The organism is Microbulbifer sp. MLAF003 (genome assembly GCF_030012965.1).
In the GTDB taxonomy this organism is placed as follows: domain Bacteria; phylum Pseudomonadota; class Gammaproteobacteria; order Pseudomonadales; family Cellvibrionaceae; genus Microbulbifer; species Microbulbifer variabilis.
Map to the genome: position 1 here is coordinate 1,680,898 of NZ_CP120232.1, position 19,350 is coordinate 1,700,247.

Sequence of the window (19,350 nt, forward strand, 5' to 3'; positions counted from 1 at the left end):
AGTGCGCAACAATTCTGAGATCTTCGATCTACATAATCAAGCTGCACAGCGTGAGTTGCGCCTAGTCATTGAGATCGGCTATGACCTGCCATTGTATATCACCAGCCATAACAATATTCCCGGCCTTCCAGCCAATGCCATTCATGGGGCACTAAATAAATGCAGTGCAACCAGTCAAAAGTTAGTTCCTGAACAGGGTCGCGCAGAAATTGGAGCTATTTCCTTTGAAGTCGTGGATATCGGCGGCCAGCTGTCTTATGTGCTGCGCGATGAGCTGGAGCAGGGTAAAGGCATTAAGGGCCGCACGGTACGTCTGTATCAGGGTTTTGCCGGACTCGACTGGGCGGATTTTCGCCTGGAACAAACCCAGATTGCCGAGGAATCCATTTCCTACACTGAGGGCATCTACCGCGTGCGCTGCCGGGATATTCAGCGGGAGATGCGTCGCGATATTTTTGTACCCAACAGCACGCGCCTGGCTGCCAATTTTGCCAAAGCAGACACCACCTTACAGGTATTCGATACCAGCAGCTTTGAAGCCAATCCGCACACTCTTGCCTATGGTGATGCCCCTGACCAATCCGTGTATTACCTGAAAATTAAATATCAGGACGGTTTCGAGATTGTGCGCGCAACCGGTAAAATGAGTAGTAGCTTTACCAACTGTACGCGCGGCCTGTTCGGCACCTTTGCCCGAGACCATGAGTTACCTGAAAACAGTGACGACGAAAGCGGCGTAGAAGTTGAAGAATTTATCTATCTGGAAGGCCCTGGTCCCCAGCTGGCCTATGCATTACTGACCGGAAATATTCTCGGCACCAATAATGTACTGCCTAGCAACTGGCACTTAGGCATAGATCCCGCCTTTGTGGTGCTGGATGAGTTCGAAAATATTGGGGCAGATTGGTATAAGCCCGGCGACCACAGCAAGGGCAAAATCCTGCGCTTTGATGGTCTGGAAGAAACCGACGGCAAGAAGTTTATCGAGACCGAGATTAATTTATTGCTCGGCGCTTTTATGCCAGTCAACGCCGCCGGTCAACTGGGCTTTCGCCGTATGGCTGGGGTGCTGGCTGAATCCGGCACAGTAGCCACCATCGGCCCCGATGATGTGAAAAGCCTGGGGGAGCTCAAGTACAATCTGGCCGGGGTGCGCAATATCTTCTCGGTGCAATGGAGCTGGTTTGAGCAGCCCGGATTCGATGGCAAGTTTTTGCGCTCGAATAATTTAATTGATGCGGACTCTGTCGCCGTGCATGGCGAGGCCAAACAGCACTCTCTCAAATTCAGGGGGCTGCATAACTCTCGCCATACCTATACCACAATAAAAAACACTTTCGATGCTTTGCGCGATCGGTTCGCTGGCCCGCCGCTCAGTCTGCGCCTGGGATTACTGCCCAGTAACAATGACCTGGAAGTAGGGGATATTGTACGGGTAAGGCTGCCGCAATTGCGCGACCACTCCCAGAACGTAGACAACGGCACTCTGAACCGCGCTATGGAAGTACAGCGTATCAGCATCGATCAGGTAAGCGGTGCAGTATCCGTGGACCTATTCGGCAGCTACCAGCCCGCCGGCATGATTGCCGATCAGGCTGATAGTACTAGCGCAGAATTACCGGATGCCTGGTACAGCGCTGAAGGTGCGGCCATGACGGGTAGTTTGAGTATCGACTCCAGCGGCTTTTTAACTGCTGATGGCACCCTGGCTGGTAATGCCGATAGCCGCGCAATTTATTATTACCCGGGTGATCTTACGATACCTGTAGGACTCACACTTTCTGTGAGTGGCAATATTGAGCTGCGGGTGCGCGGTGTCCTGCAAATTGACGGCACTTTACAAGGAATCCCCACCAATAATGGCGTGGGTTTTCTCGGCTCCTGCTATGGCGGTGCTGGTCAATTAAAAAATGCCCAAGAGACTGTCAACCGAGGAACGGCCCGGGGAGCTTGGGGGAAAACTGTCAAAGGCCGCAATGAGGTAATGCCGCCCCTTAATATCGAGAATAACGGCGGAGATCTACAAGGGATCCCTGACGACCTATCCGGATCTGGTGGGGCTCGCGGTGGTCACTCCTCTTTTTATTCCTTTGATGGCAGTTATGAACCCAGCGGGCGCGGTGGTTTAGGTGGGAAGGGCGGTGCTGGGATTGTTGTAATCGCGCGGGGTATCGCCATTGGTGTCGGCGGCAAAATAGAAAACTCTGGCGAAGATGGCAGCCCCGGTACTACTGGTGATAGCAATGTAATTCAGGTGCCTGGAGGCAGTGGCGGCGGTGGTGCGCCCGGGGGCATAGTGCTGTTGATAGACGGTATCCAGAACCCCATGCCAATACTCAGTAACAGCAAAATAATCGCCTGTTATGGGGAAAGCCCGGATAGCCCCGGTAATGCGGGGCACGGGGGCACCTGTTTAGGCACCAATGCCGCGCGCCTGATGTTTGTGCCCAAGTCACGCATACCCTATACCGATTACGAAGACCCCGCGCTGGATCCTGAAGTACAACAGGCAATCGACAAGGCCGAAGCCGCTCAGGCGGATGCTGATGCCGCGTTGGCAGACCTGGATAACATCGCCGCCGATGGTGTTTTACATCAAAACGAAAAGCTCATCGTGATTCGTGAGTATGCCCAGCTTCAGGCAGAGCAAGCGGGTATTGAAGCGCAGGCTGACGGTGCCGGACTGGTAATAGAAAAAGGAAACTACTCCGGCAACCTGGCAGCACTCACCAGCTACTTGAATGGTCTGTCTCCAACCTGGAACAACACCTCAGAAAGCACTTCTATCAGCCGCACCATTTGGAATGCCAACTGGGAAGCGGCCTACAGCGCACGCCAGGTTTTACTTAACGCTATCGCCCAACAAGCACGAGAGGCTGGCATGGTCGGGGCCACACTGCAGTTTCAGTGGGATGGCCGGCCTACCGGGTTACTTTGGCCCACGAATACCAACTATGCCGGGGGTACTAAGTATTCGTTTAATGCCACTGCTGGGAACGGCTTTATCCATGTGTTGGCATACGATGCCGAGGGCGGTCCACGCGTTGGTTTGAATGGTGTACAGGTTGGGGTAATGAGTGGGTCGAATGACGCAACTCAATGGTACTCCTTCCCAGTCACTCTGCAGGCCGGTGCCAATGAAATCTCTATCTGGTCTAACGCTGCAGATGGCGGCACATACGATGGCCTTGTGGTTACCCTCGGCGGTAGTGGTGACCCCGAGGCATTACTAGGCGTGTCTGCAGCGGATGCCAAAGCCGAGGCCGCCGCCAATGCTGCTGCTGAAGCCAAAACCGATGCCGCCGCTGCTCTTTTAGACCTCAGCAATATTGCCGCAGATGGCAAACTGCACCCCACCGAGAAATTAACCGCGGTGCGCGAATACAACCAGATCCTGGCAGAGCAGGGCGATATCGAAGGGCAGGCCAATAGCTACGGCATTACCGCTGAGAAAACCAACTACAGCGGCGCAATAACAGCACTCTCCAGTTATCTTAGCGGTGCAGGTTTGAGTAACACCTCAACAGTCACCAGCATCGATCGAAACACCTGGAAAGCCAAATGGGAGGCGGTATACAGCACTCGACAAAAGGTCTTGATTAAGATCGATCAAATTGCCGGAGCCCGTGCAGACTGGGAAGAAATCTACGGGACCAATAAACCTGAAGACGGTGCCACAGTCGGTGCTACCGCACAGGAGCGCGCGCAAATCCGCTCAATGCGAAATACCTTTTTGGAGGACTTTTCTGATCTGAGCTGGCTAGATGCGTGGACTAAAGCTTTTGGTTCTGGTGCTGTGCAGGACTATACAAGCGTGGGCGGCTCCTCACCCCTGAAAATCGGCAGCAGTGCTGCACTTCTGGGGAATAGTAATTCCGATGGGATGGTCTACTTCCACTCAAAGGAGCGTGTGCCATTCGATCCGGATAAGTTGTACCGCATCGAGGCGCGCATGCTGGTATACAGCGAAGGAGATACAGACCGGACCATGCACTGCGGCCTAGTTGGTTATGACAGTAGCGGGGCCTTGTGTAGCGGAGTTGGAACTAATAGTTACAGTAGCCAGCATTACATTCTTACAGCCGGTTATACGCCACCGCTGAGTAGCTGGCAAACCTATGTTGCTTACTTTAAAGGGAATTCGACAGCTAACGCGGTTTACAGTGGAACCCTTGGAGGTAACCATATCGGCAACCCCGCTAAGCTACATGCTAACGTGCGATCATTTTCTCCTCTCTTTTACGTCAACCACCCCAATAAAAAAGGGCGTGTCATTCTCGACTATGTAAAAGTTGACGTGATTGAGGTGCAGGACCAGCGCAATCTGCCGATGATTCAATCCGGTATCGCTAGTCTGCCAACCAGTTCCGCACTGTCCGCCTCTGATGATGGCAGTACCGCAAAAATCACGATTGCCGCGCACTCAGTGCAGTTTGGTTTCGGCACTATTAATTACAACAGTGGCAGTATCACTGGTTTGTCCTTCAGCACAAAATACTACGTGTACTGCGATGATCCGGGTACTCAGGGCGGTGCGGTTATCTATTACGCAACCACGAACATTTACCAGCTGGCTGCCAGCACCTGGCGCCGAGGTATAGGCACTATTACAACCCCGAGCAATGGCGGCGGCACTACGGTCCCTAGAGATCCCTGGTGCGTTGCCGCAGGCAGTTGGCTGCGCGAAGGTTTGCTAGCGGACAACTGCGAAAGCGGAGACCTGATCGACTGCTGGGATACCGGCGACGAGGAAACCCATCTAAGCCCCATTATTGGTGGGGTAGATACAGAGTCAGAAATACCCTGCGTATTGCTCACCACAGAAAGCGGTGCCCAAGTAATTTGCAGCCGTGAAACCCCCGTAACCGATCGGGCAGGCAAAGTATACGAGGCTCAAAACTGTCAGGGAGTAGAGCTGGGTGTACTGCATGAGGATGAGCCGCTGACGTGGGAAACCGTTGAGCGGGTCGAGTGTGCCGGCCTCCGTAGCGTGTACAAGGTCTCTGTAGGTGGCAAGAGCTACGCTGCTGGCGTTGATCCCCAGCACCGCATAATTACTCACAACGGCGTACATAAATCTGATTAAGCAAAGGAATAGATAATGCCCAGCTTTTCCCCCTCAAACGATGTGCCAGGCCTGATTGCCGTGATCGATAATCAGAATAACTCCGCTTCTGGTGAGGGTATCAGAGCAAAAATTACTATCGACTCACACTCGGTACAGTTCGGCCTTGATACTGTCAGCTATAACGGCGGTAGTATTACCGGGTTGTCTTTCAATACTAAATACTACGTGTATTTAGATGATCCCAGCTACCAAGGCGGAGCGGTTACTTATAGTGCGACCACCAGCTTTTCTCAGCTGACTGCCAGCGCTTCACGGTTTTGTGTGGGCACTATTACCACTCCTTCCTATAGCGGTGTAGATCCACATGCCCGCGCAATCACCAATCACTAAATACAAAACCACAGGAAACAACATGCCCAGCTTTTCCCCAATAACAACCGTGCCGGGCCTGGAGGCCTGGCAATTCGCCTATAGCATCGATGACGGCCACAGTGCCGGCACTATTGTGCGCGCAACGGTAACTCAGGCCACAGAGCCCACTAATAGCGATGCTCAAGCGGCTGCAGTGCTCAAATGCACCATTGCTGTTATCGATGATCAGAACAACGTACAGACCGATGGTGCCGGCGATCTAATGTCCAGCGTTTATGTAACCACTAAGACTCTGCAGACCGATGCAGGCCAGCCGGTAAACGTCGCCGATCATGCTGCTGATTTAGTAGCGAGTTGTATTGTTGAGGTGGCAAATCGTCTGGCCGTGCATAGCTCAATTGCGGCTATGGCGATACCGAGTGGGTGATACTGGCTGTGGTTTTCAGTATTGAAGTGGGCGTATTGCCGGTGCGAAAGCCCGAATTATAGAGCCATGGCTTACATCTATAGAAATTCCCCCTAACTTATTGATTTAATTATGGTCAAGAGCGGAAGGTCGAACCAGGCGACTTGAGCCATTGGCTCTTTAATAAACTGCTATGCTTACAATCAATTAAATAGTAAATAGTAAATAGTAAATAAGTAATTACGAAATAAGAGGTATGAAATTCATTGGGAAAATCATTCCAATATTATCAGTTTCTTTACTAGTTAGGCTGTGCTTTGAATAGTTTAAGATATATACAAGATCAGTCTCTAACTTCTGAAATAGTGCTATGGTATATCTCTAGAGAACAAAAAATTCATATCATATGCTAAATCCAGAAAAACTATTTTTTTACGTAAGTAATAAATATATATCAAAATTAGGAACGGGTGACCACTTTATTTTTAGGCTTAAACCTGGTGAGTATACCCTTTCTGTTAAAGAGTCTATAGCTTTCATGTCAGGTTTTGAAAGTGGCAAGGCCACTGGTAATTTCAAAGCAGGTAAAGAACATTTAATTCGTTACTCAAAAGAGTTTTCGGCTCCACGGCATTTTTATCAGATAGTTCAGCTTTTTCAGAATCTACAAAAGAAAAATGCATTAATAGACAGTGAGCATAACAAAAAAATCAAGCGAACCTCGCTGACGCTGGACCGCTTAATTTGGAGTTATACATGAAGTGGTAATTAATTAAACATTGATTTTTTTGAATAGAAGGAGAGAAAGTAATGAAAAAAGATATGGGCAAAAATACACAATTAGGCAGTTTAATTCCCATTGACCCGATAGAGGATAGTGCTCCACAAGATGTCTCTTTAAAATACGAGTCACTTTTATGTAGTCAGTTTTCAGCTTACGCGTATTTAGAAGAGGGAGAACTTCGAGCAAAATTATTATCTATAGGGTACGAATTAGAAAGTCAACTAAGTGCTCCAAGTAATACAGGCGTATATTTGGCTAGAAGCATAAATCAGAAAGAAATTGTAATTGCATTCAGGGGGACTCAGCCAACAAGTATTCCTAATTGGAATACTAATTTATTCATTGAGCTTACACCTTTGGTTGATGGGAAGCCTTATGAAGTGCCTTCTGGTTTTCTTAATGCGTATAATGGAGTAGAAAAACAACTCATTGAACAGTTAAATTCACTTTTAACTACCATAGGCGGGCCTTCAAAACTAGAAAGGTTTTATATTGCTGGACATAGTTTAGGTGGGGCTTTGGCAACTCTTGCAGTAGTTTCTTTAAGTGAATATTTGAAATCCTATTCTCAGTGGAAATGGGAGTCTGACGCGAAAATTTTAAAAATGTATAATTACGGTGCTCCACCAATTGGAAATCTTGCTTTTAGATCAGAATTATATGACCCTTTAGTAGGTGGCCGTTTTTATTCTGCTCGTTTTTTAAACCCACTTGATCCCGTTCCACAAGGATTAGGGGTAATGAACGAAGAGCGTGGCTATTATAATGTGATTAATAGCTATCACATTCCATCTTTGAAAGGTGAAAGCCCTATTTCTGCTCACGGAATTCACCGCTACGTAGATTTTTTTAAAGAAAATTATCTAGAACAGTCATGGATAAGAAATTCTGAGTTTAACAATTCGAATTATTATAAGGAACGTTACATTGATCTTCAGGCTGTAAAATGTCCAGAAGGAAAAATAGTAACAGGTATTAATAACGTAATTATTGGAAACAGGCTTGCGCCGGCTCTTTATTGCTGTAATTCGGATGGTACAAACTGTGAATGGATACACAATCAATTTGATGCATCCAAACCTTATCTAACGCAAGATGATGTTCCATATATTGATACAACTCCTATCACGCCACCTTATCATGGAGGCATTGTAAAAGGTTTTGCTTATGTAGCAAATGGTAATAGAGTTGCACCAAATATTTTCTTCAAAAATCCTAAAACAGGACAAACTGTTTGGTGTAACCATGTAGGGGAGAATACCCCTAACTATTTCAAAAGCCCCTATCAAGATGCTGCTCCTGTTCAATCTCCTTCTTCTTCAACGCCCGTATTAAACATTCGACAATATCAAAAGGGTAACCGATTGGGGTTTGAAATATTAAGCGGAAATCCTGATCCACAGCCTGTGAAGCAAAAATGGATAAGGAGTTCTGAGTTTAACAATTCGAATTATTATAAGGAACGTTACATTGATCTTCAGGCTGTAAATTGTCCAGAAGGAAAAATAGTAACAGGTATTAATAACGTAATTATTGGAAACAGGCTTGCGCCGGCTCTTTATTGCTGTAATTTGGATGGTACAAACTGTGAGTGGATACACAATCAATTTAATGCATCCAAACCTTATCTAACACAAGATGATGTTCCATACATTGATACAACTCCTATAACACCACCATCAAATGATAGTGTTGTAATAGGTTTTGCTTATGTACAAAATGGAAACCGAATTGCTCCTAATGTCCAGTTTCAAGTGTCTGGAGGGGGAACAATTTGGCGTAATCATGTAGGGGAGAATACCCCTAACTATTTCAAAAGTCCTTATCAGGATGCAGCTCCAGTAGAAAATACTACTACTGCAACAACATTTAATATCCAGCTTTATCAAAAAGGGAATCGAATGGCCTTTGAAATCTTAGGAAGTAACGAAGATGATTGAAAGTTGCTATTCAATAGAGTGCTTCATATAAAATATAGGATCTACTTATGAATAAAAAGAAGATTGACATGCTTTTTAGTGAGAACATTGAGAGTATAAAAGATGGAGAATGGAGAATGGAGAATGGAGAATGGAGAATGGAGAATGGAGAATGGAGAATGGAGAATGGAGAATGGAGAATGGAGAATGGAGAATGGAGAATGGAGAATGGAGAATGGAGAATGGAGAATGGAGAAAATGTATAACAAATCACTGCACTGGATTTTTACTCCGCTACGCTGTGTAAAAACCAGTGAGTTCAGTCTTTTATTGCTGTGACAGGTTGTATTTTTTCCAATAGTTGGCTTTCTGTACGATCCTTCAAAATAATAGAGAGGGGTCGTCATGCGCCTGATTCTACTGATCGTCTTTTCTGCCGTTTTATCTGGCTGCCTTGAGGTTGAGGCTAACAGTAGTAGCGACTACGACCGCCATGAGTGGCTACCACGATGAACATTTGATAACCAAGCCGGCCGCCATCTTCATGGCGAGAGCTATTTGGGTGTTGAGTTAGCGGAAATGGTATTTAACTTCTAATCTGTAATCGATATTAACATTGACTTAGTCAAAAGGAGTTAAAAAATGATTTTAAAAGTGCCTGCCTTTAGTTTATGGCCCATCGCACTTGGCACACTATCAATAGGAATATCCTCTCAGTCCTTGGCTGTAAGCTGTTATGATGTGATCAAAACACCCGCCATCCTTACGGAAAACCTTCAATGTGAGCTGTCTGATGCGAATCCTTATGCTCTCACTATTGCTGGTCCAGGCGGAAATTTAAGGATGATTGGTGATGGTGGGATTACATGCACTGGCAGTGTCACCAATGAAAAATTCGGGATATTTATTAAGGGTAGTTCTCACTCAGTAACTGGTGGAACTATTTCTAACTGCCCAGGGGGTATTCTGGTAGGGGGATTAGGATTTCACTCTATCCTTTATGTTGAAATTCTCGATTATTTGGTTGACGATGCTATACAAGTTGACAGTAATTTTAACCTTATCCAGGGAAATACGATCCTTGGAAATAAGGTGGATGGGGATGATGGAATTGATTCAAATGGCGATAACAATTTTATCATTCAAAATACAGTGATTGACTCTGGAGGTGAGGGAATAATAGTCGAAGGTAACTCCGTAACAGTCACCTTAAATGAGGTTGTAGGTAGTGCCTCGGCCGGTATTGATTTTGAAGGTTTAAACGGGACTATCACCTACAATACCTTGCTGGAGAATGATTTACATGGTATTGAGGTCGATACCAGTGGAGCTTTTGTTTTTCAAAATACTTCAAGTCACAATATGGTAGCAGGTATTGAAATTGAAGGCTCCAATAATGTTGTCAGAGGGAATACGTCAAACAATAATGGCACTGTTGGAATATTAGTGAGTGATCAACTTCCTGAAAGCTCCAATAACACTATAAGGAAAAATGTTGCTCTGGGTAATCCCATTGATTTAGAAGACCCTTTCGCTGACAGCTTTTGCGATAATTTGATTAACGATTGGGGTAATAATACTGCGGATTCTTCCACTCCGGCTTGTCTTCGCTTTTTGCCCTAGTATATCTGGGGCCTCCTTCTAGCTTCCTCATGTACGACTCCTCAAAACAATGAGGAGTTGTCATGCGTCTGATTTTACCTATCATCTTATCTATTGTTTTGTCTGGCAGTTTTGATATAGAGGCTAACATCAGTAAAGACTATGACCGCCATGAGTGACTGTCACGTTGGTCTGACTCTGGCAAAGCACCCGTCATGAGCTGCTAGTTCGGTTTTCCCTGACTCCGGTTGCTTTCACCAATGCTAAGCGCTGCAGGGTCGATACTGGCCTATGGCTGGACACTTACACCGGCCAATTGTTCAGCCTGGCTTCTGACTTATATGTCGAGCATATTGCTGAAGACCCTGGGAATCTGTGGCTTGTCGACGATGGCCGCAATCAAAGTAAGGGGGACAAGGGCCCTGATGAGTGGATGCCACCCTATAAGCCCGTTCAGGCCATCTAAGTGCAGAAGTTTATGGTGAGAGCGCCTTTATCTTGAGGGAAGCTGGTGGCAGTATATCGCTTCTAGCTGTAATTATGCTTTTATGAGACTTCCATCAATATACTTATTTAACCACTATTTTTATGAACTTATTTCCTAGTAAATTAAGATTTTTATCCTATGGTTCCTAGCCTAATACTCTGCAAGACTTATCCCGTTGGTTTTGTTTGAGTACGATTTTAGGTGTCAGAATTACTTGATTAACTCAGAGATAGATTTATCCAACCTTATAAATTGAAGTAAGGGTTGGTTTTGCTCTTTCCAGACTCTTTCTATGCGCTGATAGTATCCATAGCAATATATGATTTTACTGTTTGATGAATACAGTATTAGTTCGCTGGCTACTAAATCAATCATTTCGATACGTAGTATAAAATCGTACGAAAATGACTGCCGTGCTCAACGATGACCACAAGATGTATATATGTGTACAACTATTGTATAAGGGTTACTAATGAAGAAGTTAATCTCTCTAGCTACTGCCGTGTCTGCTGTAATTGGTCTAGATGCCTTTGCGGGAAACAATACAGCGATATTAATTCAAGTTGGGTCCGATAATATAGCTAACTCAAATCAAGTAGATCCAACTACTCATAACAATCTCATTACCCAAACACAGATTGGTGTTTCTAATGGTTCGGATATATCTCAAACCACAGGCACCAACAATAGTACAGTAAACCACATTCAAGTTGGGGAGTTAAATAGTTCAGAATCTATACAAGAGGATAATACTGCACTTAGTCTTATTTCAATTAGTCAGCTAGGACAAGGAAATATAACATACGCTGAGCAAGTAGATACTACTTTAGGCGCTGCTATCATTAATCAAATAGGTACTATGAATAATGCTGATATTGGCCAAGGTACAACCATAGTCAGTAGTGCTTTGATTAACCAAGTTGGTACTATGAATATGGCTATTTCTGGGCAAAGTGAAACAATGGCGACTAGTGCCTGGATTAATCAGCTGGGCTCTATGAACGATGCTACTACTAGTCAAGGTGCAACTATTGCAAGTAGTGCTTTAATAAATCAAGGAGGGGCAATGAATACAGCCTTCCTAGCTCAGGGGGATACTATTGCTAGTATTGCTTTTATCAACCAAGCAGGCTCACAGAATACAAACTTTCTTGCTCAGAGTGAAGTAACAGCGAGCAGTGCCCTAATTGATCAAATAGGTCTAGGGAATAATGCCACCCTTGTTCAAGGTCAAACAACCACAAGTAGTGCCTCGGTCATTCAAGTCGGTACGGGGAATAATACAGATTTGTTTCAAATTGAGACTACTGCTAGCGCCGCTGTTAGCAATCAATTTGGTTCCATGAATACTGTAGGTATCTCTCAAACGGGAGCTACTTTGAGTACAGCGATAACTTCTCAAATAGGTAGTAATAATAGTTACTCAACTACACAGACAGGAATTGGTCAAACAGCTATTGTCGTGCAAATTGGCAATGGAAATATGGGCTCTACGATGCAGTAGTAAGTGACAGTAAATATTGAAGAGTATTTTAAGCAGCCTCTTGTATTGGCCACAATTATCTCTGAGTAAATTACACGCCCCCAGTAGATGACTGATGTTAGATGGATGATAGCCATGATGAGTATTTAACAGGCAGTCCGTCCTCTATACTCGCAGCAATGGTAACTCTAAGTAGGGGTATCTTCGATAGCAATTTTCGTGCTGCTGACTGATCTTTGGCACGAGTAGTAAGAAACGTTGTGGTAGAGGTACTTGATGGGCAGCTGGCATGCAAAATCTTGGACTTGAAGCGAGGCCGGCTATTGTCGGCCAATGGCAATTACAAGCCAATACCGGTCTGGGAGGGCCAAGAATTGCTAGTTGAGGGGGTGGTTAAGGCGTCAATCCGGTATCACCGTACCGCTTAGCAAAGTAGTGTATGCCTGTACAGTTTCGTCACTATTTTCGACGCTGCTTGCATAGGCGGCTATTCCAACTATAAAATCTTTTAAAACCAATGGGTTAGGTTTTTGTACCAGTGCTTCTGGGGGTGTGGTGGTCGTCGGTTCAAATCCGGCCGCTCCGACCATCTTTCTCTATATATCATGCGGCTTTCAGCCAGTTTTCCCGATTGAGCGTACAAAAACCCCGTAAAAAACTCTCAATCACTTCCGCAGCAGTAGTTTTGGGTCGATGCTGATACCCACTTCTTTGTATTCCCGCTCATGTCCACCGAGATAAAACTTCTCAGTAATTTCCGCATCTGTATGGGCGCATATTTCTGCAATCTCTTCCGGGCTGTGACCGGATTTCTTGAGCAGGTGAGAGGCTAGGGCGCGCAACTCGTGAAAGGTTGGCCTGGCGCTATTGGGTAAGTCCTGGCGAACCTCTGCGGTGTCTCGCGCCTCTTTAAATTGGTTTGATAGCCTTGCTGGCATTAACCTGCACTAATGTTCATCTTGCTTCGCCCGCGGCTGTCTTTTCTTTGGTTGATATGAAACCGCAAAAGGGCACCGGTAGTTTTGAAGGGAAAGCTGTCGGGCTTGGTTTATTATCTGGCGTAAACCAGGGTGGTGATTATAAGACCAGCGCAAATATGTAGCCCTCTCCTCGCCGCGTTGATTAATTGACTTCTCAACCCCTTTATCAATACCAGCATCGGTTACATGCTTATCCAGCCGCAAGCTGCACACATCACCACGGCGCATAGTTGTAAGCAGTGATAAATCATTAGCGATTTGGCTTTCTAATTGACGCTCCTGATGGTATTCGCACCGCTATGAATGTCTGTAGAGAATCCGAGGAACGAGAAGCATTTTTTGAGGGCGTCAGAAAGAGACTTTTTTGGCAGCCTCTTTATCTTCGAAAAAATACTTATTTTTATATGACCAATAGATGCGAGGTATATGGCAGTAGTTTTCAACATGACCGCCCACTCCATCGATCATGTACCAGAGGCGGAGCCTGATTGTATGGGTGAGGTTGTGGCCAATTTCCTGACCTTCCACAATTATTGGTGCGCTCCGGTCGTCTCGCTCTCCACAATTTCATAACCCCAACCAATTCCGGTTGATCCCGATATTTCGGTGGCTTTCTCAACCATGGTTATATAGTTGATACTGGCGGTTTTGCGGCCTTATAACGTTGATTCTTTTACAAAGCGAGCGTCAGTTTTCTTTACTCGCTGCCAGATACTTAGATTCTCAGACATTTTGCTCACTCCCGTGATTAAATAGGGAGGCTTAAACATCAAGCCGCCCGGACATATCCATATTCAGTTGCTAAAGGCTCCAGCTCCTCACGCAATTCTTTTGCAACTTGCTTTGCGCATTCGTCAGTAAACCTGGAGCTAAGATTTCCGGCTTCACACTGGTCTTTTTTATTTATAGCGAGGAGTTCGCCGAGCTTGTCTTTGTCGTACTACGTGTAGTGCGATGATCCGGATACTCAGGGCGGCGCTGTTACCCATTACGCAACCACCAACATTTCCCAGCTGGCCGCCAATACCTGGCGCCGAGGTGTTGGCACCATTACCACCCCGAGCAATGGCGGCGGCACCACGGTACTCGGAGACCCCTGGTGCGTTGCTGCAGGCAGTTGGCTGCGCGAAGGTTTCCTATCGGACAACTGCGAAAGCGGAGACCTGATCGACTGCTGGGATACCGGCGACGAGGAAACCCATCTAAGCCTCATTACTGGCGCGGTAGATGCAGAGCCAGAAATACCCTGCGTATTGCTCACCACAACAAGCGGTGCCTAGGTAATTTGCAGCCGTGAAACCCCCGTTACCGACCGTGCAGGGCGGGTCTACGAGGCGCAGTACTGCGAGGGCGTTGAGCTGGGTGTACTGCTTGAAGAAGAGCCGCTCACCTGGGAAACCGTCGAGCGGGTCGAATGTGCCGGCCTCCGTACCGTGTACAAGGTCTCTGTAGGTGGCAAGAGCTATGCCGCCGGTACCGGTCCCCAGCATCGCATCATCCCCCATAACGGCGTACATAAATCTGATTAAGCAAAGGAATAGATAATGCACAGCTTTTCCCCGATAACAGTGCCAGGCCTGATGGCCTGGCAGTTCGCCTACACCATCGATGACGGCCACAGTGCGGGCACTATTGTGCGTGCAACGGTAACCCAGATCACAGAGCCCACCAATAGCGATGCTCAAGCGACTGCAGTGCTTAAATGCACCATTGCCGTCATTGATGATCAGAATAATGTACAGACTGATGGCGCTGGTGATCTGATGTCCAGCGTTTATGTAACCATCAAGACTCTGCAGACCGATGCGGGCCAGCCGGTAATCGTCGCCGACCATGCCGCTGATTTGGTAGCGAGCTGCATTGTCGAAGTGGCTAACCGTCTGGCTGTGCATAACTCGATTGTGGCTATAGCGATTCCGAGCGGGTGATACTAGCTGTGGTTTTCAGTAGTGGAGAGGGCCTACCGCCGGTGCGAAAGCTCGAATTATAGAGCCATGGCTTACATCTTCAGAAATTCCCCCTAACTTATTGATTTAATTATGGGTAAAATGTGTTCAAGAGCGGGGGGCGAGCCAGGCGACTTGAGCCAATGGCTCACTATCTCTGGTTACTATTTAGACAAAAATTTATAACCTGCTGTATGTATAGGCTTTTCTGTGGAGCTTGGAAGCTCCCTCCCAGAAATAGTGGCCAAATGGATAGTTAGCCATTGGCTCATTAATAAACTGTTAAGCGGTAAACTATGGAATTAGCTGGAGCCGTCATTTCAACCATTTTGCTAGCCGTTACGATAGTAATTGGTGGGTTGTGCTTTTTTAAAGGTATTTATTTTATGTTTAAAGCATCTGTAAATAGAAATAAGGATGTAACTAATCAGAGTTCATTTGTAAGGTTTAACTTTTTTAACTCTCTGTGGGTACCAAGAGGGTTGAATGAAAAAGGTAAGATTTATAGGTGTAAGGCTGCTAAAAATATGTTTGTATTCTTTGGCTTGCTGTTATTAACAGCAGCTGTAAGTAGCTATTTTGGTGTTTAGGTGGCATCGCTTAACAAACGGCTGTAGTCGCCATGTAAAAAGACGCATGGCTGGGTCGGCCTTTCCGTTGTTTGCTTATGTGCTTATCGCTAGGCTAGCACATCACAAAGAACTCCAAGTCCGCCCCTAAGCCGGGCGTTAACCATAAAAAATGATATCGAGCAAAATCACAATAAATGACGCAGAAATCAAGATAGAGCATGAAGAGTGCTCCGATCCCAGTTGGTGCCGAGATAAAGATATATTTATTGAGTCAAGTAACTCTGAAAATAACACTTTATCTACCATTACCTTCAATGATTATCTGACTATTTATGTTTTCTGGGAGTCGTGCTCATCGGGTGTATCTCAGGAAGTGTTGTACGTGCCTGAAACAGGTATTTTGTTCTTAGGTTGTGGCTCCATTAGTGCCCGGGTATCTACAAGAGACAGCAAACTCATAGGTATTGAGAATATGTGCCTCTTTTGGGGTTTAAGTAGGCATAAAGAGTATGTGCTTGAAACTGGTGAGTTAGAATGCTTCCTTTTTTCATTATCGGGCAAGAAAATATCAGCCACAGCTGTAGATCCGCCTTATGAAATGGAAGTTACAGAAAAAGGTATCAAGTTCGATTCCATTGTTCTTGGTAGCACTTGGCTAAGGTATGAGGGCAATGGTTAACAAGTCAAAGCTGTCCCCTTTTTTGTTCCAAAAAAGCCGCCAACTTCACCATGCCGGTGTTTGAGACGTTACGTGCGATAAGGATATTTAATGAAAATTAGTTTCTTTACATTAATTGCTTTTTTGATTGTTGGCTCACCTGATATTTTTGCCACAAGCTTTGATTGTGAGAAGGCTTCTACCAGTTCTGAATTATTGATCTGTTCTAATAGGCGACTTGGATCTTATGATGAAAATCTATCAGCTGTCTATAAGTCTGTCATGTCGACATTTGCAGGGCAAAAGTCGTTGGAGATTAAGAAAGAGCAGATTAGCTGGATTAAAAAGCGGAATGATGCATGTAAAGATGAAAAGAGTTGCATCTCGGCATACAAGCAACGCACAGCAGAGCTCAGAGAACTTTTATGGAGCGGGAGTGACTTAGAATCGTTTTCGATTGATCGGCAGTCATGTAGGGCAATTAAAGATCAGGAGATTCTAATAAAGTGCATTAAGTTGAATATTTACGATCCATGCGACGATGCTGGTGGTAAATGGGGGGCGGCACAATGTGGTTGGGCTCATAATATGATAGCTGAAAGAAGAATTGATGCTCTAGACGCAGAGATTATTGAGAAACTAAGTAAAGCTGCCGATGGAAACGAATTAATAGAACGCTTTAAATCAACCTCAGCTGTGTGGCGCTCATATAGGGATTCACACTGTGCACTTATAAATGAAATGGACGGACTTGAAAACTTCAGTGGTTACCGATTACATATGGCATTCTGTAAACGCCGATTAAGTGAAATGAGAGTGGTCGAACTAGAAAAAATCTATGCTAGTTCTGAATAAAAACGTAACAAGTGCGTGCATTTGACCTCCGCTTCGCTGCGGCAAATGACGCGGGCGTTATGAAGCTTTTCAACTATGAGCAATAAACAAAAAGAAGTAGTAGATGATGTATTGGTGAAGGATGCCCGCCGAGCTCTATGGGCAGTGGGTTGCATCAATTTACTGGTGTTATTCTTCTTTCTAGTCGAAGGTTTCGAGAATGAAATAGTAATTGTCGGATTGGTGGTGCAGGGAATAACCTTTGTATTTTGGCTAGTGCCAGTATTCCTATACCAGGTATTGAGGCAAAAGCTACCTCTTAAAGTGGCTACTTATAAAACTCTTTCTTCGTACAGGAATGCCATGGATCAAGTCTCGTGGTAGGGCTCCATAACAAGGTCGGGCAATTTGCTCTGGGCCTCCGGCCCTCCGCGGGGCAGCTTACCTTATGCGCCTTTCGCGTGGGTCGCTTTGCACCCATTTTCGCGCAAAAGACGCATAAGGTAAGCTGCCCCTGTCGGCGGCGTTATGTGTAAAATCCATGAGTAGACATCAAGGAAAGCAAGAAGAGCGAGAATTTGAGGGAGAGAAACTTCCTTCAGAATTCAAGCTATCTCGCTCTAAAATAATGTATATCGAAGATAAGTCGGGCGGCCTAGAAGGTGAGGCTCGTATTGGTCGTGTTTACTTATCAAAGTCAGGAAAAACGCTTTACTATCGAGGAATGAAATTTCAAAGCCTTAAAGGTAGTGGCTTTAAAGCAAATTACTTCGAGGTCGAGTCTGGTGACCACTATTGGATATCCGGGCCCCGTAAAGATAAAAATGACCGGCTGTATGGCGGTAACAGAGGTGTGGAAATAGACAATGATGTCCATGAAGAGTACAGGCAGTACATCAACACTTAACAAGTGGCGGCACAATCGCCACACTTCGTGTGGTTGGACAAAGCACTACCTGCTTTGCTTGTACGCCGGGCGTTAAGTGTAAAAACATGATCAAGCACATTTTCAAAATTTTAGGATTGATGCTTCTCTTTATAGGGGTAGGAACTATTGGGTTCTATAAATTGGCAGGAACATATTCCGGTCAAGATGCAATTTGTTTGTCTGGGCTAATTGCAGGTATTTGTGTTGGCTTGTGGTACGGAAAAGCAAATGGAGTTCAAGCAATCTATGCCGTATTAGCGTGTGCTGTTATTTTAAGCCTGCCGCTAGTGATTTTATCGCTCTCCATGGCTTACGCCAATCAAGACTACGCTGAGTCATTAGCGTTTTTTAGCATCGGTTTTGCGTTGCTTTCATCATATGTAGTAGGTCTGGGCTGGGGTAAACACTTAACAAGACAAAGCAGCAAGGGCCCTTCGGGCCGGGACGCGCTACCGCGCGCCCCCGTTTGAAGCGTTAACTGTTGTATGTACTATGAGACTATTTACTGATTTTTATACAAAGGTTGCACTTAAGCTTTATCCATTCAGGTGGTTATTAGTTGTGTCCTTTTTTCTTCCTTTTATAGGTTGGTCTCCTGTCTCGACGGCATTACTGGTAATGCTGTGGGTGTGGACGAATTTAGGACTGTTTATTGTTTTAACTTATGGACCTATAAACCATTTTGAGGGTTCTATTATATGGAGTGACGGGTGGCGGCCTATAGCTTGGGTTTTCCTAATCCCCATCCTACTGGGAGCCTTGGCTGCAACAGTTCTAATTCCATATGCTCTTATACAAAGTAGTTAACAAACCGCAGCAGGCGCTCCCGTTGGTCGCAGGGACAGCCAAAACACTGCGCTTATTTGTCTGCCCCTGTGCGGGGCGTTAGGTGAACAAGGAATATCATTGAAAAATTTGAAAATAGTTTTCATTGTCATTGCCTTATTTCTGGCAGGATGCACGAGTACTGGTAAATTGTATTACTTTGACTCACAAGGAGATCGAAAACTTGCATGTGATATAGAGTTTATTGGTAATCCTACTATTGATAAGTATGCAGTTGAGTATTCTTTAAGTTTGTGTGCTAAAGCAGCTGTCAAAAAAGGCTATAAAATAAACGAAACCTACTTGCTTGAAATTAATACAACGATTCCCAATGCACCATGTGGTCGTCAGTGGTCACATAAACTGGTAAAGGAAAAATATACTATTGGTGAGCTAACAAAGAAGGAATACGGTTACATAATCGCTTATATAGATCTTGGGCTTGCAACAACGGAGCAATGTTCACCTAACAAAAAATCCAGGTGA

Annotated in this window: 20 protein-coding genes; 17 read left to right on the forward strand and 3 right to left on the reverse strand. The window is 45.4% G+C overall.

Going from position 1 to position 19,350, the window contains the following annotated elements; all coding sequences use genetic code 11:
- The first annotated feature begins 1 nt into the window (after position 1).
- The 9 genes from P3339_RS08155 (at position 2) to P3339_RS08195 (ending at position 12,142) form a co-directional block, all read left to right on the forward strand.
- Positions 2-5,086, forward strand: coding sequence for a hypothetical protein (locus tag P3339_RS08155; protein WP_282952988.1), 5,085 nt, complete (start codon positions 2-4; stop codon positions 5,084-5,086).
- 15 nt (positions 5,087-5,101) lie between these two features.
- The gene (locus P3339_RS08160) at positions 5,102-5,458 is read left to right on the forward strand and encodes a hypothetical protein (RefSeq protein ID WP_282952989.1); all 357 of its coding nucleotides are present in this window, start codon (positions 5,102-5,104) and stop codon (positions 5,456-5,458) included.
- Between the two features lie 22 nt (positions 5,459-5,480).
- A complete protein-coding gene (locus tag P3339_RS08165; RefSeq protein WP_282952990.1) occupies positions 5,481-5,867 on the forward strand; it encodes a hypothetical protein in 387 nt (128 codons plus the stop codon).
- Positions 5,868-6,252: 385 nt separating this feature from the next.
- The gene (locus tag P3339_RS08170; RefSeq protein WP_282952991.1) at positions 6,253-6,606 is read left to right on the forward strand and encodes a hypothetical protein; all 354 of its coding nucleotides are present in this window, start codon (positions 6,253-6,255) and stop codon (positions 6,604-6,606) included.
- A gap of 50 nt (positions 6,607-6,656) precedes the next feature.
- A complete protein-coding gene (locus P3339_RS08175; protein WP_282952992.1) occupies positions 6,657-8,570 on the forward strand; it encodes a lipase family protein in 1,914 nt (637 codons plus the stop codon).
- 47 nt (positions 8,571-8,617) lie between these two features.
- On the forward strand, positions 8,618-8,815 hold the full coding sequence (locus P3339_RS08180) for a hypothetical protein (protein WP_282952993.1): 198 nt from the start codon (positions 8,618-8,620) through the stop codon (positions 8,813-8,815).
- A gap of 376 nt (positions 8,816-9,191) precedes the next feature.
- A complete protein-coding gene (locus tag P3339_RS08185) occupies positions 9,192-10,172 on the forward strand; it encodes a right-handed parallel beta-helix repeat-containing protein (RefSeq protein WP_282952994.1) in 981 nt (326 codons plus the stop codon).
- 295 nt (positions 10,173-10,467) lie between these two features.
- On the forward strand, positions 10,468-10,617 hold the full coding sequence (locus P3339_RS08190; RefSeq protein WP_282952995.1) for a hypothetical protein: 150 nt from the start codon (positions 10,468-10,470) through the stop codon (positions 10,615-10,617).
- A 493-nt stretch (positions 10,618-11,110) separates the two neighbouring features.
- A complete protein-coding gene (locus P3339_RS08195; RefSeq protein ID WP_282952996.1) occupies positions 11,111-12,142 on the forward strand; it encodes a hypothetical protein in 1,032 nt (343 codons plus the stop codon).
- A gap of 644 nt (positions 12,143-12,786) precedes the next feature.
- Here the strand turns inward: P3339_RS08195 and P3339_RS08200 are convergent.
- The 3 genes from P3339_RS08200 to P3339_RS08210 form a co-directional block, all read right to left on the reverse strand.
- A complete protein-coding gene (locus P3339_RS08200; RefSeq protein ID WP_282952997.1) occupies positions 12,787-13,059 on the reverse strand; it encodes a site-specific integrase in 273 nt (90 codons plus the stop codon).
- Positions 13,060-14,089: 1,030 nt separating this feature from the next.
- Positions 14,090-14,314 carry a hypothetical protein gene (locus P3339_RS08205; protein ID WP_282952998.1) on the reverse strand — a complete coding sequence of 75 codons (225 nt, stop codon included), beginning with the start codon at positions 14,312-14,314 and terminating at the stop codon, positions 14,090-14,092.
- A complete protein-coding gene (locus tag P3339_RS08210) occupies positions 14,304-14,651 on the reverse strand; it encodes a hypothetical protein (protein WP_282952999.1) in 348 nt (115 codons plus the stop codon). Before P3339_RS08210 ends, P3339_RS08205 begins: the two co-directional genes overlap by 11 nt.
- Between P3339_RS08210 and P3339_RS08215 the strand changes: the two genes are divergently transcribed.
- From P3339_RS08215 to P3339_RS08250, 8 genes are all read left to right on the forward strand, one after another.
- Complete coding sequence (locus P3339_RS08215; protein WP_282953000.1) at positions 14,646-15,029, forward strand: hypothetical protein; 384 nt, start codon at positions 14,646-14,648, stop codon at positions 15,027-15,029. The genes P3339_RS08210 and P3339_RS08215 overlap by 6 nt on opposite strands.
- A 314-nt stretch (positions 15,030-15,343) precedes the next feature.
- Positions 15,344-15,637, forward strand: a complete 294-nt coding sequence (locus tag P3339_RS08220) for a hypothetical protein (protein WP_282953001.1) — start codon at positions 15,344-15,346, stop codon at positions 15,635-15,637.
- A 151-nt stretch (positions 15,638-15,788) separates the two neighbouring features.
- Positions 15,789-16,298, forward strand: coding sequence for a hypothetical protein (locus P3339_RS08225; protein ID WP_282953002.1), 510 nt, complete (start codon positions 15,789-15,791; stop codon positions 16,296-16,298).
- A 90-nt stretch (positions 16,299-16,388) separates the two neighbouring features.
- On the forward strand, positions 16,389-17,132 hold the full coding sequence (locus P3339_RS08230) for a lysozyme inhibitor LprI family protein (RefSeq protein WP_282953003.1): 744 nt from the start codon (positions 16,389-16,391) through the stop codon (positions 17,130-17,132).
- Positions 17,133-17,207: 75 nt separating this feature from the next.
- A complete protein-coding gene (locus P3339_RS08235) occupies positions 17,208-17,495 on the forward strand; it encodes a hypothetical protein (RefSeq protein ID WP_282953004.1) in 288 nt (95 codons plus the stop codon).
- A 157-nt stretch (positions 17,496-17,652) separates the two neighbouring features.
- Positions 17,653-18,018, forward strand: a complete 366-nt coding sequence (locus P3339_RS08240; RefSeq protein WP_282953005.1) for a hypothetical protein — start codon at positions 17,653-17,655, stop codon at positions 18,016-18,018.
- Between the two features lie 86 nt (positions 18,019-18,104).
- Positions 18,105-18,509 (forward strand): hypothetical protein, encoded by a 405-nt coding sequence (locus tag P3339_RS08245; RefSeq protein ID WP_282953006.1) that lies wholly within the window; start codon positions 18,105-18,107, stop codon positions 18,507-18,509.
- A gap of 436 nt (positions 18,510-18,945) precedes the next feature.
- Complete coding sequence (locus tag P3339_RS08250) at positions 18,946-19,350, forward strand: hypothetical protein (protein WP_282953007.1); 405 nt, start codon at positions 18,946-18,948, stop codon at positions 19,348-19,350.